Source organism: Pseudomonas sp. FP1742 (genome assembly GCF_030687145.1).
GTDB lineage: Bacteria > Pseudomonadota > Gammaproteobacteria > Pseudomonadales > Pseudomonadaceae > Aquipseudomonas > Aquipseudomonas frederiksbergensis_D.
Map to the genome: position 1 here is coordinate 6,506,754 of NZ_CP117460.1, position 15,382 is coordinate 6,522,135.

The following is a 15,382-nucleotide window of genomic DNA, read 5'->3' on the forward strand; positions in this document are numbered from 1 at the left end:
CGCGGAATCTGGCCGACGTTACGGAAGCAGAATGGCGGATGACGTGCAGTTGCCAGAGGAAGCGAGCGCTGAATCACTTGCCAGCGCAGGAGATGGCGGCGCATGGCGCCAAGTGCAGATCATTCCCACGCAACACGTGGGAATGATCAAAGACCTACAGAAACTCAATCAAACATTCGGGCAAGGTACCGGTGCCCAGTCGCCCAGGTCCGGGTTTTTGCACATGCTGTTGACCTGAGTGGTGCCTGCACTGGCCACTTGCTTGCTTTCCGCCTGTTTGGCTTGTGCGGTCTGCAGGGTTTTCTCGGTGGTGACCGCTTCTTTCGGCACGGTTGGCAGCACCGGTTTTTTCGCCGGCTTCACTGCTTTTTTGCCCTTGGTCGGAGTCACGACCGGTGTGGTATCGGCGGTCGCCACGGTGACCACGTCGGTGCGCTGCACGCCTACCTGCTGCAGGTCTTTTTCGTAGGCCTGGGTGTAGTTGTTCAGGTCTTCGCTGGCTTTACCGTTCACCGCAACGATCAGGTCGTTGGACTCTTTGAGGCCAGAAACGATTTCTGCCAGGCGCTTGCGGCCCTCAATGTCGTTGACGGTTTTGGCTTTGCGGTCGGCAACCAGTTTAGTGAACGCGCTCTGGTAGCACTGTTGCGACGCCTTGGCGTATGCGGTGCTGCGGTCGATGTCGGCGGCGCTCTTGCTGACGTCGGAGGCGTAGGACGCGATGCGCTGGTTGTCATCGGCGATCTGCTTCTGACGCTCGTTGTAGTAACCGACCGCGCCGCCCGCCAGGGCACCGCCCGCCGCACCGATGGCGGCGTTGCGGCCACGGTTCTCGGAATCGGTCAGGGCGCCCAACAGTGCACCGCCGACAGCGCCGACAGCCGCGCCGGTAACCACCGACTTGGTCATGTTCGAATCGGTGGCACGCAGGTGCTGCACCGGCTCGTAGCAGTTGGGGTAGTACTCGACCTTGGTGCTCGAAGCGACCTTGGAGGTCGGCGACGTCGCGCAACCGGTCAGTACGGTGCTGAAGCCAACGGCGATCATCAGCAAGTGACGCTTGGAAACCGCAGCAAAAGCTTTACGGGAGGAAAGCATAGTTGTGTTCTCGTTTAAGTTTGACCAGCTCAGCACGGCCCACCGCCGCCTGAGTCCCTTCCAAGCTCGCTGTACAACGAACGATCAAGACCGCTGAGCGTTCGATGCGAGCAATTCCTTCAATATCGCCGCCGGGTCGGCTCGTCGTTGCTGACGATAATCACCGACATGGCGAACGAATAACGTCGCGCGCGCCACCAGGCTCTTGCCCAGTACCGGCTTGCGCTCCAACTCTTCCTTGATGCGTTGAAACTGCGCCTGGATCACGGCGTCGGTGTAGCGCGTGCCAGTCGCCAGGTTGTCGATGTAGATCGCCACCGCGCCGTCCAGCGCGCTACGGCCGTTGTCGATGGCCATGGCGAACAGCTTGGCGCTGGCCTCGTCCTTGGCGTCCACGGCCTGCTGGCGACTCTTCTGCAAATTGGTCAGGCGAATGTTGTAGTTGTTGACGGTCTCGGCCACCAGGGCCGCCGACTGGATCAGGTTGCCGGCCGCTTCCTCGCGCTGCTGGGCGATGAGCGAGACGTTGCGCTTGAGCTCTTCGTTGACCAGCCCCAACTCGGCTTGCAGGCGCGGATCGACGCTGGCGGCAATGATGCTGTCCAGGCGTTTGGTCGGGTCCTGGGCGTCGTCGATGGCGTCGGTCAGGGAAGCCAGCCGGCCTTCTTTCTGCCATTGGGCAAACAGTTCCTTGTAGCGCGAACGGGGCGCCGACAACGCGCCGATCGCGACCCGGAAGCCGGTGGTTTCGTTGTTTTGCTCGGTGCCGTCGGCGGCGAACAGCGGATACTCGCGACGCATCCCGGTGAACAAGGTGCCCTCGCCTTCCAGGTAGTTGCCGCCCTTGACCACGAAGCCGCCGTAGGTGCCCTGGCGGCGCCCGGCGTGCACCAGCTGGAAGGACTCCTGGACCATTTCGGCGGCGTTGCCGATCACGTCGAACAGGCCGATGGGGTTGGGCAATTTGGTACCGATCGGCATCAGCCGCGCAGCCTGGCCGGTGCCGCCGGCGACCTGATTGAAGACCGCCCAATCGGCCAGCGGTCCGTCGCTTTCGCTGCCGTCCAGGCGCCGGGGAAACAGGCGCCCTTCCAGATCCTGACGGCTGACGGCTTGCCCGCCCCGGGCGGCGAACTCCCATTCGACCTCGGTCGGCAAACGCACAAAACCCAGCCCGCCCTCCTCGGCCGAGGTGCCACGGCCGCTCACCGGCAGCAGGTCTTTGTGGTATTTCATCAGCCAGGCGCTGTACACCGCCGAGAAGCGTTCAGCCTCGAATCGCGACAGCTTCACCTTGGGCAAACGCCCGGCCATGCCTTGCGGGATCTCGGCCTGCAAAGCCTCGCAGGCTGGCGCCGGTTCACCGCTGGCCAACGATTGCGCCTGGGCCATGACTTGCGCGTATTGGCGGGCGGTGACTTCGTATTTGCCGATGAAGTAGAGCATCGGTTTGAGCGGAGTGCCGACGTCAGTCTTGGGCATCAGCGGGGTGATGCTTTTGCTCCAGTCCTTGGGCAGATCCTTGAGGGTGAACTGGCCATTGATGAAGTCCCGCCGATAACCGGAAATGAACGACTGCTGATAACCGGCCTCGCCTTCGCTGAACGGGTAACCGAGGCTGATTTCGCGGTCGTCCAGACTGCCCTGGGCGAGGATGTAGACGTAACGGAACACCATCTGACCTTCGCACGGCAGCGGCAGGCTGACGTCATCGGCCAGCGGCTTGGGGTTGTCCAGTTTGTCGGCGCCTTCATCGGCACCCACCAGGCCAGCCATGCCCATGCTGGCCAGGCTCAGCGCCACGGCGGCGCCTAGTAACTTATACATCTCGGATTCCTTCACACGCCTGGATACGCGCCACTCGCCAGCCACCACAGACTGCCGCCACGGCACTGACGCCGAGCACGGCCGCCAGGGCCAACGCGTAGTGACGCGCCAGCAGATGGCTGGCGTACTCGCCCGGCATCTGCGCAAATAAATGGTTCAGGCCCGATTGCGCCAAACCATACAGCCCGGCACTCAACAGGGCGGCAAGGCCGGCGCTGTACAGCGCCTGCACCACCACAAACAACAGCAACGCCGCTGTGGAAAACCCCAGCAGGCGCAGCACCGATAACTCTCTGCGCTTACGCTCGACCGCCGCCAGCGCGCCAGCAAAGATCGCCGCGAATGCTCCCGCCACGGCCAATCCGGCGATGATCCAGAACACGATCGACAGGTTGCGGCTCAGCGATTGCACCTGGGCGATGGTCTGGGCCTGGGTCGAGACCAGCAGGTTCTGCGCCGCGAAGTACTGGCGCAGCGGCTCGACATCCTTGAGGCTGCGGGCGTACAGGCGAAACGCCGGATACACCCGCTGCTCCGTCACGCCCAGCGCATCACCTGGCCAACCGAACGCTGGCACGGCGCGGCCGTCCCGGTAATCTTCAGCCGCCTCCAGTAACGTCAACGGCGCGAATAATCCGTCCCGGGCGAAGGCTTCCAGCGGCAGAACCTGCAGCACCTGAACGCGAGTGCGCTGCGCCTCGCCACGACCGGCCACCTGCCGGCCAAAACTGGCCTGCAACCAATCACCGGCCTTGAGCCCGAGCTTTTCAGCGGCGGTCTGGCTGAGCAGCACCTGATCCAGCCCCTGGGGCACCGGCAGACTGCCGAGCAATGGATCGTTGGCGGCGGTGGGGATCATTTCCACAGTCACCGTCGAAGCGCCAGCGGTCAGATCCGCTGTCGCGGCAATCTGCCGGGTGCGCGGCAAGGCGAACGACACGTCGCTGCGCTGGCTCAACTGTTCGATAAACGCCGCACTGAACCGGCCGCCCCCCAGGGGGATGATCTCCCGGGTGGCCGGGTCGTTTTCCAGGCGCTCGGTCAAACTGCTGACCAGGCCGAATTTCAAGCCGAACAGCACCAGCAACGGTGCGACCACCGCCACCAGCGCCAGTACCGAGCAGGCCGACAGCCACGCATCGTTGCGGTAATCCTGCCAGGCCAGGGAAACCACCAGCGCGCGGCGCATCAGCAGGCCTCCCCGAGGGTGGCCGTGACACCGCCATCGAGGTCGCGATGACAACCGATGCGCCGCACCTGCAAACCGCTGGCGCGGGCCAGGGACTCGTCGTGGGTGGCAACGACGCAACACACACCGAATTCGCGGGCCTGGGTCACCAGTAATTGCATCACGCGCTCGGCGTTCAGCGGATCGAGGGCAGCGGTCGGTTCATCGGCCAGCAGCAGACGCGGCCCATGGGCCAGGGCGCGGGCGCAACTCACCCGTTGCCGTTGGCCGACGGATAAATCGCCCGGTCTTTTCCCCAGTTGATCAGCGATATCGAGTGCCCCGGCCAGGCGGTCCACGCTGCCGTCGTCTTTCAAGCCGAGCAGTTGACGTGACAGGTCGATATTGCGGCGCACGTCCAGAAAGTCCAGCAGACCTCCGGTTTGCAGCACGTACCCCAAGTGTCGGCTGCGCAAATCCGCCAAGGTACTGTGCGCATCTGTGCGCCACAGCCCGGCAATGTCCGTCCTGCTTTGGCCGGGAGTAAAGTCAAACTGCCCGGCCTGATCCGGCGCCAGCACCAGCGCCAGCAAATCGAGCAACGTGCTTTTGCCACAGCCACTGGGCCCGACCACCGCCAGTTGTTCACCGGCACGCAATTGCAGCCGTGGAATCACCAGGCTGTAGCGCTGGCTGCCGGCGCCCCGGCTTTTGTGCACTGCGCTCATGTTCAGCATCACGGCAGCGTCGACAACGGAACGCGGTACAAGGCATCACCCGGCTCGGCATCGCCGAAACGCACCCAGTTGGCCAGGTCGTTGTGGAAGGTTTCGTAGAGGCGGATTTTCGAGTCCAGCTCATCGATAAAGTCTTCCTGCTCGGCCACGCTCAGGGAAAGCCACAAATCCTGGGTCATGTTCAATGACTTGCTGCGGTAGGGCAGCCCTTCCAGGTACTCACCCAGAACCCCGCCATCGGCCAGGTTGCCGCCCTTGCGCAAGGCCGAGGGATCGCGGCTCATGTAGGCACTGGCGCTGGCGATTTCCTGGAAGAAATTCTTCGGCGAAGTCTGGGTTTTGCGGGCAGCATCGACGATCAGTTTCAGCGATTGCTGCAAGTCGTTGAGCTGCAGTTTGGTCAGCATCACGCACACCTGGAACGCTGGCAGTGCCGGGTTGGTCAGGTCACGGTCGGCGGTCCAGGCGCTGACCAGTTGCGGCGCCTGGCTGGCGGCTTTACGCCCCAAAAAGTCCATGTGCATCGCGTAGCCGACGGCCGCCGACTTGTCGGTCAGGCTCGGTGCGCCGCCCAGCAGCGGCACGGTTTGCGGCGTGTTGCTACGCACCTGATGCACCAGGTCGGCGAACACCGAACCGATCTCGTCCACCCGCTCACCGAACTTGCGCACATCGGCGCCCGGCACCGGAATGTACAGGTCGCCGATCTGCGGGTTGGCGTCGGCGGTCAGGGTGCGGTATTGGCTTTGCGCACCGCCGTGGGTTTTCTTGCCGGCGTCGCTGAGCAGGTGCAAGGCGTAGATTTTGATCTGTTTGCCCAGTGCGGCCTGACGCACTTCGGCCTCGTTCATTTGCGTGGCGGCATACGGGTCGTTCTTGCGCAAGGCGCCGGCATCGGTGACCAATAGAATCAGACGCCCGCCATAGCCGGACCAGTCCATGCCCTCGACCGCTTCCATCACGCCGGCAAACGCATCTTCGTTGAACGAATGGCTCGAGACCGTGGACGCCTTGACCTGCCGCGCCAGGTCCATGAAGCGCTGTGGGTCGCGGCCCTGGTCCAGAGTGATCAAGGTTTTGGCGACGTATTCCAGGCCCGGGGTTTTCTGGATGCTGTTGCGAAACCCCACCAGGCCGAAGCTGACACTGTCCAGCTCGCCCCGCTCGGCGATCCGGGTTTGCAGTTGGTGTACCACGTCGCGGACCTGATCGATGTAGGGCTGCATGGACACCGTGGTGTCGACGACCAACACCACGGCGGTGCGAAATGCATCGGCATTGGCGGCGCTGATCGGAGTGTTGCCGACAGTGGCCTTCGGTGCATTGCCGGGGTCGATGGAGGCCACGTTCAGCAACTGCACCGGCTGGCCGTTTTCATCGAGGCTCTCGCGCGAATCGAAGATCGGCAACAGGTAGAACTGGTTTTGCGGCACCGCGCTGGCGGCCGGTTCCAGGGCCAGCACTTGCTGATTGTCTTCGTGGTTCTGCTGGGCCTTGAGCAACAGGTTTTTTGCCGCCGAAGGGTCGGCCAGCAGCCGCTCCACTTCGCCAGGTTGACGCAGGAACATCACCGGCGCACGGCCGGAGCGTTCGGTGAATTTGAGCACCAGGCTTTGCTTCCAGTCGCTGGCTTGCTCGGCCGGCAACCAGCCGTCACTGCGCCCGTCGGTAGCGGCGCCGACGCGCAGCCATGGGCTGCCATCAACCTCTTTGCGCTGATAGACGTACAGCACGGAAAACGCCGGCAACGCCTTGCCAGGTGTGGCCCCCGGTTCACCGGCGAGTTTGGCCCCCGGCTTGCTGAGCACTCGCTGGAACAAGGTTTTTTTGCCGGCCATCAAAAGCGGACGCTGACCGTCATCGACTTGTGTCACCACAGGGGTCTTTACGGGTGGCTCTGGTGCAACCACTGCCGGCGTCGTGTTGGCCGGTGGCACTGAAACTACCGGCGTCCTGGCGTCCTCTTCAACGTCACCAGACAACCACCAATAACCCGCGCCGCCCAAGGCCAGTACCACGGCTACCGCGACGGCGGCGAGTGCGAATACCGGCCCCTTCCGTTGTCCCGAAGGCGCGGATTGCGGCGTCGACTTCATAGCCGGCGCAACAGGCTTGGCTTGGGGTTGTGGCTGTGCGGGGCTCGTCGGAATGTCGATGGACACCGGCGTCAGCCCCGCCAGGTCATTGCCCACCGGAAGGGGCAACGGCCGGATCGTAGTCGCTTCAACCGATTCGCGCGGCAGATTGTCCAGCGCCTGCAACAGCGCTTTTGCATCCGGGAAACGCTCGGCCGGATCCTTGGCCAACAGCTTGCGCAGCACCTCTTGATAACGGCCGTGGTGCACCGGCAGCTCCGGCAACGGTTCGGTCAAATGCGCCAGGGCCGTGGAGAGCGCGTCGTTGCCGGTATACGGCAGTTTGCCGACGAGGATTTCGTAGAGCACCACGCCCAGGGCATACAGATCGGCCCGACCGTCAATGTCCTGGCCGCGCGCCTGTTCCGGGCTCATGTAGCTGGGCGTGCCGACGGCAAAACCCGCTTGGGTGAACTGGGTGCGGTCGTCCAGCGACTTGGCGATGCCGAAGTCCGAGAGCACCGCCGTGCCATCGGCGCGGAACAGAATGTTCGCCGGTTTGACGTCGCGATGAACCAGCCCCAGACCATGGGCATAGCCCAGCGCCGAGGCGATCTGGCGGACGTAAATCAGGCCCTGCTCCGGCGTCAGGCCGGCGGCAATGCGCTCCTTGAGCGTACCGTTGGGCAGGTATTCCATGGCCATGTAATACAGCTCACCGACATTGCCGATGTCATGGATGGTGACCGTATGCGGGTGAGACAGGCGCGCCAGAGTCTTGCCTTCGCGCAGGAAACGCTCGCAGAAACTCGGGTCGGCCGCCAGCGCAGCGGCCATGACCTTCAACGCCACCTTGCGCTCCAGCGAGCGCTGGGTCGCCAGGTAAACACTGGCCATGGCGCCTTCGCCGATCTCGCCGTCGATGTCATAGCCCGGGATCAGAATGTTCGCGGTGACGTTCATGAAGGCACCTTCACGACGATGACCGTGATGTTGTCCGGAGCGCCGCGCATCAGGCCCAGGGACACCAGGCTGCTGGCGATTTCCCCAGGCTCATCGTGGCTCAGCACGTCGCGGATCTCATGATCTTCAACGGTTTTGTTCAGCCCGTCGCTGCACAACAGGTAACTGTCGCCGGGCTTCAACAGCAGCTCGACCATCGCCAGCTCCAGCCCCGCCTGGACCCCGATGGCGCGGGTGACAATATTGGACCGTGGATGCACCCGGGCTTCGGCTTCGCTGAGCAGGCCGCTGTCCTGCAGATCCTGGACGTAACTGTGATCCCGCGAGATGCGTTTGAGCCGACCGTCACGCAGGCGATACAAGCGGCTGTCACCCGCCCACAGGCATACCCCGCGCAAGTCACGCGCTGCCAGCACCACCACCGTGCTGCCCATCATGGTCACGCCGCGATTGGCCGTTTCTTCACGCACGGCGGCGTTGACCCGCTGCAGGTCGATTTTCAATGCTGCGACGTATTCATCCAGCGAGCGGCCCGCGGCCACGCTACGCAGACTGTCGATAATCAGGCTGCTGACGTAGTCGCCCGCCGCGTGCCCGCCCATGCCATCGGCGACCACCCACAGGCCTTTTTGCGGCAGGTCCAGGCAAGCGTCTTCGTTAACCTGACGGACCATACCGACATGGCTTTTGCTTGCAGATTTGAGGGTCCTTCCAACGCTTGAACACATCTACACAACACCTTCTTGGCCGAGCAAAAATTGCGCAAAATCAGCGGCGGCCGGCAGGCCCTGGCACCGCAATAAACCGGGGGCGATGCGCTCCGAACCCTGGCCCCACCACACACTGGCGCCTTCGCAGGCCTGTTCGGCGAGGGCGGTCATTCGCGCCTGCGGAGCGGTGGCATCAAAGCGATGCAGGCCGGCAAAACGGCTGCTCGGGATGCGCCGCAGGTACGCCGGGCTACCCAGCGTCTCCAGCCCCGCACCGAAGGCTTCGAAGCTCGCCTCCACGCTCAAGGTGCTCAACATCAATTGCTCGACCTGTTCAAACCAGGCATCCGAACCACCGACCACCGAGGCCGGATCGGCATCGTGTTCCAGCAGCACCGCGACGGTCAGCGGAAAATACCGGCCAACCCGATCGACGCTCGGCATCACCACCCCCACGACGGCCTGCGGCCCACATACACCGGGCGCGACCATAAAACGCCACAACGGACTGATCAGATAGGCATTGAGCCAACGGTCCCCAAGGCTCTGGCTTGCGAGCAACCCCGCCGCCAGCCATGAATCCCAGGGGCCGATAAAACTCTGCGGCAAGCCACGGCTGACAAAGTCCCCGCGACTGGCCAACTTTCCATAGAAGCCCGGCGTGCTCATAAACGCTCCGGCAGGCTGAAACCACTAAGCACACGGCTCTTGAACGGGTTGAAGGCGCTGTTGGCCCGCAGCTCATAAGAGGCGCTGGCGCCGTCGACCCGCAACCGCAGGTTGAAGCGGTCCGGCGAGTTGCCGACGGTCAGGTCCGATTGCTCCAGCAGGCGGAACCAGGCCCAGGGCCCATCCAGGGTGATGCCGGACCGACCGCTGGTCGACGGCGGCATGATCGAGATCCGCACCACGCCGATGCTGCCGGGGTTGGGCCATTGCATGGCGGTCGGGCGGCTCGGGCCGTGGTCATAGCTCAATTGCTGGCCGTCGAGGTCGAGCAAAAACTGGGTGATGGAAGCGTCCATTGCCACGGGCTTGAGTTCGAAGCGCACCATCGGCTGGGTGCCTCCGGAGCGGAAAAACGCGTCCCGGATGGTCGCTGCCCGCTGGAAGGTTTGCAGCACACCCGGGGCGATACCGAGCTTCTGCGCGGCGCCCGGTTGCCAGCGCCAGGCTTGGGTCGAGGTATCCACGTAGGGCTGCAGGTATTTGCGGAAGTAGTTGTCCATCACCCCGCCCACGCCGAAGAACTGGCCGAAGTCGTCGAGGGTCGCGTCCCGCGCACTGCCCGGCGACATCGGATAACGCCCGGCCAGGGACTGGCGATAAATGTTCACCACTTCACTGGTCCAGGCCGCATTCAGTTGATTGCGTACCCCGCCCATCATGCTGTTGGTGGTGGAGTTGACTACCGACTTGACCAGGCCCTGCACCAACGCCGGTTGACGCTCGGCGTTGAGACTGACCCGTGTCGCGGCAGCCGCGGCCTGGTTCTTGGCTTCGCCGAGCAAGGCCTCGCCGCTGGCGCCGACCATGGCGCTGACCTGCACATACAGGGCGTTCATGTCGGCCAACAGGCCATCGATGGCCGCCGGCTCGCCTTCGTTCTTGCTGACGATACCGTTGAGTTCGGCAAAGTGCGCGGTGACGGGATCGTCACTGGCCTCCGCTGTGTTTTGCGTCGCCTGCTCCTGGCCGAGCAAGGTGCCCAGGCGCTCCTTGAGCTTGTCGACCCCGCCTTCCACCGACCCGCCCTTGGCGGCCAGCAGGCGTTCTTCCTGTTGCAGGTCGGTTTCCTTCGCCACCGCCACCAGCAGTTTTTTCAGCGGCGAAGTCGGCCCGGAAATCACCCGCAGCACATCGGCGGCCTGGGCCACGCTGGTGATCGGCACGAAGTCGATATCAGCCAGCAAGGCGTCCCACTGACGCTGGAAATCCTGGAAGTACAAACGGCGTACGTCGGCAGCCAGGCTGGCGACGTTCTGTTGTTCTGCCTGGTCGTGACCGAGCACCCACTGTTCCTCGGCCAGGGTACCGGTCTGGTTCAGGCTGGCGAGCAAAAAGCCCTGGCGGTAACCCTTGGCCGTGAAGAAGCCGCTCAAGGGTTCACCCAGGGGTTTGCCACTCTTGCGGCTGAACACCAGCGCAGCATCGCGCCCGGCCGCTTCATTGAGGCGAAAGTCCGGGATACCGTCCGGCAGTTTCTGCCGCTTGATCCGGTCATAGACACGCTGGGCCACTGGCAGCTGTTGCAATTGTCTGCGCAAGTCATCGATCAGGCGCGGGTCGAGACGCGCGGTGGGCGGATGGCGCTCGAACAGCGCCTGCAAGTGCTCGCCAAGGGCCAGACGTTGCTCGGCCGGCAAGTCGCGCGGCAGGCTGCGGTCCCAGTCCAGGGTGATCCATGCCTTGATGAAGTCGGCATCGTAATGCTCGTTGTCCGCCAGCATCAGGTAGGCCTTCAAGCCCTCATAAAGGAAATCCGAATTGCCGCCGCCATGCAGTTGCTCTTCGATACGCGTGAGCAAGCGTGGCGCGAAGACGGCGATCAACAGCTTGCGATAGACGCTGGCGGACTCGGCTTCAAGCATGTCGCCCTGATACAGGCCAAGGCCTTCAGCCCAGTTCGGCGCGTCACCGGCCAAATGTTTCACCGCGTCGAGCAACGGCAGTACAGCGAGCACGTCCCGCTGTGCCGGGCTGAGGTTCTGCACCGTCTGGCCCAGGGGCGCGACTTTCTGATCGACTTGCGCGATATACGCCTGGTTGGCGCGGTAGCTGACCCACCACAATGTCCCGACCACCAATACCAGGGCTACGCTGGAGGCCAGCACGCCTCGGGCGATCCATTTGCGCCGACGTTCGACTTTCGGATTCACCCCCACCAGCCCACGCTCGGCAAAAGCCACGGCGCTGAAGAGCTTTTCAATGAAGTAACTGCGCCCGGTGCCGTTCTGGCGCACCAAGTGCTGACGGTCCAGGTTCATGCTCTGGGCCATGGAACCGATCAGCCGGTCAATCGGGCTGCCTTCCTGGGTGCCGCTGGTGAAATACACCCCGCGCAACAGCACCCGCTCTTCGAAGGCGTTGGGTTTGAACACACCCTCGAGGAAGCTTTGCAGGCAATCCTTCAATGCGCCGAACTGTTGCGGGAAGCCGTAGATCAGATCGCGCCGCGCCGGGTCGCGCTCCTGTTGCAAGCGCTCCACCAGCCGATCGTTCAGCCGTTGCTCCAGGCCGGCGAATTCGCTTTGCAGATGGACCAACGGGCTGTCATTGCTTTTACCGTCGTCCAGGGCGAAGGTCATGCCCCAGACCTGGGCCCGTTCTTCCTTGCTCAGGGTGTCGAAATACTCCATGAACCCGGGCACCAGATCGAGTTTGGTCAGCAGCAGGTAGATGGGGAAGCGCACACCCAATTGGGTGTACAGCTCCTGGATTCGCAGGCGGATCGCGGCGGCATGGGCGGCCCGTTCGGCATCGCTGGCCAGCAGCAGGTCGGAGAGGCTGATGGCAATAAACGCACCGTCAATCGGGCGGCGGGCTCGTTGCTTTTTCAACAGCCCCAGGAAGCCCAGCCATGCAGCCTTGTCGACCGTCGCGTCGCTGTCCTGGGTGGTGTAGCGCCCGGCGGTATCGAGCAATACCGCCTGATCGGTAAACCACCAATCGCAATTACGCGTGCCGCCGACGCCGCGCACCGCCCCGGCGCCCAACTGCGCCGCCAATGGGAAGTGCAGCCCGGAGTTGACCAGCGCCGTGGTCTTGCCCGAACCCGGAGGACCGATGATCACGTACCACGGGAGTTCGTAGAGATTGCGGCGCTCGTCACCGCCCAGCTTGGCTTTCTTCAACAGCGCCAGGGCTTCGTCCATGCGTTGGCGCAGGGTTTCGAGTTCTTCGGCCTTGGCGAGGCTGGTGGGGTCAGGCGGGGTTTGCGCCGCCAGGCTGCGCATGACTTCGGCGGCCTGACGGCGGGCCTGGATGATGCGAAACGCCCGATAGGCGATCCATACCGCAAATACCAGAATGATCAATGCCCAGCGCCGGCCTTCGGGCACCAGCCATTCGAGCAGCGGCCCGACAAACCAGATGATCAGGCTCAGGGCGATCAGCCCCAGCAACGGAATGACCCAGCGGATGATAAAACTGAAAAACGCCTTCACTCGACCCCCTCCGCCAACACTGTGATTTCGACCCGACGATTGCGTGCGCGGCCCTCTGTCGTAGCGTTCGAGGCCAGCGGTTCGGTGTCGCTGCGGCCTTCGGCGCTGAAGCGCTCGGGCTGGCCGGTCTTGGCCGACAGGATTTGCAGCACCGAAGTGGCCCGCGCCTCGGACAAGGCCCAGTTCGATGGAAACCTCAAGGTGGCAATCGGGCGATTGTCACTGTGGCCGGTCACCCGGACCTGGCCCTTGACCTTGCGAATGGCATCGGCGATGCGCAGCATCAGCGGCTGGAAATTGTCGACAATGCTGGCGCTGCCCGAGGCGAACAGCTCATCGCCACGGATGGTCACCACTGAACGGTCAACGGCATCTTCCACGGCCACCCGGCCGGCCTTGATTTCATCGGCGAGGAAACCGGCCAGGCGTGGCCGCTCAACCAGTTTCGGCTGCACCACCGGACGGTCGATGGCCTGCACCGGGATCTCGCCCAGCGCATGGATGTTTTTAAACACCGGCTCGGCATCGGCGGCCAGTTTCAGGCGCAGGCCGAACAGCAGCGCCAGCAGCAACGCCACACCAATGGCCACGGCGATCCATGGCGGCATGAATTGCGCCAGCCGGTCGCGGGCCACGGTGACGCCGCGCCAATGGGGCGACAATTCACGCTCATAATCGCCACGGGCGCTGCGGATGACCCCACTGGTGCGTTCCCGCAAGGCTTCCAGTTGGCTGCGACCGTCGTTCATGACCCGATACCGGCCTTCAAAACCCAGGCACACGCACAGGTACAACAGCTCCAGCAGATACAAACGTTCGCGGGGGCTTTGCAGGCAATGTTCCAACAGCTGGAACACTTTTTCGCCCCCCCAGGCTTCGTTGTGCACAGTGATAAGCAGGCTCTGCTTGCCCCAGTCACTGGTGCCGCCCCACGGCGTACTCAACACCGCTTCATCCAGGGCAGTGCATAAGGCGTAACGAGCCAGCAACACATCATTGCGCACCACGCCGGCGGCCTCGGCGCGTTCCTCGAACTGGCGCAGGTAGGCCAGCAATTGCGCCCGCAGGCTCGCCGGTGCCGGGTGAGCAATGGTGTTGCGCAAGCGAGTCAACAACGCCAGCAGCGGGCCGGCGGCGCTCTCCAGGGGGTTGAGACCTTCTGCCTTCCCGGTCAACACCGGCGCGGCCGGCATCGATAGGGGCGCGGGCTGGGCGCGACCGGGATCCGGGCGGATCGGGTCGGCGCCACGGCCACCGGGTGTCGGCATGAACTGGGTACGATCGTCATTGTTCATCGCGGTTTATCCTCGGATCGCCCAGAAAGCCAGGTTCAGCCCCGGGAATTGCCCCGCGATGTAGAACGCAAAACCGCCGGAGTTGGCCAGTTGCGACCAATGCTCGCTGCCCCGGTCCAGTTCGTAATAGGTGGAGCCGGCGTGATACGGGATCTGCCGTGGCGCCACCGGCAGCGGCAACAGCTTGATGCCCGGCAATTGCAGGTTGACCATGTTGCGGATGTGCTCCACCGAGCCGACCTTGCTCTGCTGGCCGAAGTGGCCGCGCAGGGTCTCGGCGGGCACGTCGGCGCGCACCACCAGGATGAAGCTGGCGCTGTCGAGCAGGGTCTTGTCGGCCAGCATGGCCACATGAATGCCGTAGGCTTTTTCGACAATCGGAATCGGCGTGGCCTTGCTGTCGATCAGCATCGACAGCGCCTCACGCAGGGCTTGCATCACCGGCGCAAAACTCAGCGCCAAGTCATCGTGCTGGTACTGCGGGAACTCCTGCGGTCGCCGCCCGGAAGCGGTAAAGGTGGAGAACTCTCCGGCCAGGCTCACCAGCTCGCTGTAGAACCGTTCGGGGTGCAACGGGCTCAACCGGCTCAGGTGCTGGATCAGCGGTTGGGCGCGGTTGACCAGTTGCAGCAGCATGAAGTCGGCGATCTCCGAGGCGCCGCCGGCTCCGGACGCCACCACCCGCCCGGCAAGGGCTTCGCCGCGTTGATGAAGCAGGCCCAACAGCTCGTTGCGAAACGCGCTCAGGGGATTGGAGGCGGCCACATCCAGCAGTGGCGGGATGTAAGTCTCGTCGAGCACCAAGGCGCGGTCGGCGCGTTTCTCCTTGATCCGCACCAGGCCAATGGCGGCGTAGTCGCTGATGCCATCCTGGGCGACCAATAATCGCAGTGCCCTCGAACCCACGGCCACCGGCGCCTGGTTTTCGAACGGCGCGTTGTCGTCCCGCACTTCACGCACCTGGCTCACGTAGCGCGCGGCACCCAGGGCTTCGCCTTCGTCAACGGTGTCACGCGCACCGGCTCGCTTGAGCGGCAAGGCCAGGTACACCAGACCATCGCGCAGGTTGTCATCGACATTCAGCGGGCTCGGCGCCAGGTCATCCTGGGGAATGTTGAATGGCGTGCCGTCCGGCAACAGGCCCCGCGCCGAGATGATCGCCAGTTTGCCCTGGGCCAGCAGGCCCTGATCGATCAGCAATTCGGAGAATCCCCAGGCACCGGCCGACAAAGGTCGGCTCCGAGCGTCGATGAGGTTCTCCAGGTAACGGTCATGCTGCTGGAAGTGCTGCGTTCCAATGAACATGCCTTCCGACCAGACCACGCGATTGTTCCAGGACATGG

Annotated in this window: 10 protein-coding genes; all 10 read right to left on the reverse strand. The window is 63.7% G+C overall.

All coding sequences use genetic code 11. The features are described from left to right. Positions 1-168: 168 nt before the first annotated feature. Positions 169-1,098, reverse strand: a complete 930-nt coding sequence (tagQ, locus tag PSH64_RS29630) for a type VI secretion system-associated lipoprotein TagQ (protein WP_105342355.1) — start codon at positions 1,096-1,098, stop codon at positions 169-171. Positions 1,099-1,182: 84 nt separating this feature from the next. Next, positions 1,183-2,880, reverse strand: a complete 1,698-nt coding sequence (locus PSH64_RS29635) for an SUMF1/EgtB/PvdO family nonheme iron enzyme (protein ID WP_244914219.1) — start codon at positions 2,878-2,880, stop codon at positions 1,183-1,185. 37 nt (positions 2,881-2,917) lie between these two features. Next, the gene (locus PSH64_RS29640) at positions 2,918-4,114 is read right to left on the reverse strand and encodes an ABC transporter permease (protein WP_105342360.1); all 1,197 of its coding nucleotides are present in this window, start codon (positions 4,112-4,114) and stop codon (positions 2,918-2,920) included. Beyond that, a complete protein-coding gene (locus PSH64_RS29645) occupies positions 4,114-4,830 on the reverse strand; it encodes an ABC transporter ATP-binding protein (protein WP_305479401.1) in 717 nt (238 codons plus the stop codon). The genes PSH64_RS29640 and PSH64_RS29645 overlap by 1 nt, the downstream gene beginning before the upstream one ends. Continuing rightward, complete coding sequence (locus tag PSH64_RS29650; RefSeq protein ID WP_105342364.1) at positions 4,830-7,868, reverse strand: serine/threonine-protein kinase; 3,039 nt, start codon at positions 7,866-7,868, stop codon at positions 4,830-4,832. Before PSH64_RS29650 ends, PSH64_RS29645 begins: the two co-directional genes overlap by 1 nt. Next, on the reverse strand, positions 7,865-8,596 hold the full coding sequence (locus PSH64_RS29655) for a PP2C family serine/threonine-protein phosphatase (RefSeq protein ID WP_181150661.1): 732 nt from the start codon (positions 8,594-8,596) through the stop codon (positions 7,865-7,867). Before PSH64_RS29655 ends, PSH64_RS29650 begins: the two co-directional genes overlap by 4 nt. After that, entirely contained in the window at positions 8,597-9,247 is a 651-nt protein-coding gene (gene tagF, locus PSH64_RS29660; RefSeq protein ID WP_305479402.1) for a type VI secretion system-associated protein TagF, read from the reverse strand. Further along, positions 9,244-12,744: a type VI secretion system membrane subunit TssM gene (gene tssM, locus PSH64_RS29665; protein ID WP_305479403.1), complete on the reverse strand. Its 3,501-nt coding sequence runs from the start codon at positions 12,742-12,744 to the stop codon at positions 9,244-9,246. Before tssM ends, tagF begins: the two co-directional genes overlap by 4 nt. Then, positions 12,741-14,039, reverse strand: coding sequence for a DotU family type VI secretion system protein (locus PSH64_RS29670; RefSeq protein WP_105342373.1), 1,299 nt, complete (start codon positions 14,037-14,039; stop codon positions 12,741-12,743). Before PSH64_RS29670 ends, tssM begins: the two co-directional genes overlap by 4 nt. A 6-nt stretch (positions 14,040-14,045) precedes the next feature. Further along, positions 14,046-15,380, reverse strand: a complete 1,335-nt coding sequence (tssK, locus tag PSH64_RS29675) for a type VI secretion system baseplate subunit TssK (protein WP_305479404.1) — start codon at positions 15,378-15,380, stop codon at positions 14,046-14,048. Positions 15,381-15,382: the final 2 nt, after the last annotated feature.

Excerpts from the sequence above, each read along its gene's own strand:
- tagQ (WP_105342355.1), bottom strand. The coding sequence starts at position 1,098 with ATGCTTTCCTCCCGTAAAGCTTTTGCTGCGGTTTCCAAGCGTCACTTG.
- PSH64_RS29635 (WP_244914219.1), bottom strand. The coding sequence starts at position 2,880 with ATGGGCATGGCTGGCCTGGTGGGTGCCGATGAAGGCGCCGACAAACTG.
- PSH64_RS29640 (WP_105342360.1), bottom strand. The coding sequence starts at position 4,114 with ATGCGCCGCGCGCTGGTGGTTTCCCTGGCCTGGCAGGATTACCGCAAC.
- PSH64_RS29645 (WP_305479401.1), bottom strand. The coding sequence starts at position 4,830 with ATGCTGAACATGAGCGCAGTGCACAAAAGCCGGGGCGCCGGCAGCCAG.
- PSH64_RS29650 (WP_105342364.1), bottom strand. The coding sequence starts at position 7,868 with ATGAACGTCACCGCGAACATTCTGATCCCGGGCTATGACATCGACGGC.
- PSH64_RS29655 (WP_181150661.1), bottom strand. The coding sequence starts at position 8,596 with ATGTGTTCAAGCGTTGGAAGGACCCTCAAATCTGCAAGCAAAAGCCAT.
- tagF (WP_305479402.1), bottom strand. The coding sequence starts at position 9,247 with ATGAGCACGCCGGGCTTCTATGGAAAGTTGGCCAGTCGCGGGGACTTT.
- PSH64_RS29670 (WP_105342373.1), bottom strand. The coding sequence starts at position 14,039 with ATGAACAATGACGATCGTACCCAGTTCATGCCGACACCCGGTGGCCGT.
- tssK (WP_305479404.1), bottom strand. The coding sequence starts at position 15,380 with ATGTCCTGGAACAATCGCGTGGTCTGGTCGGAAGGCATGTTCATTGGA.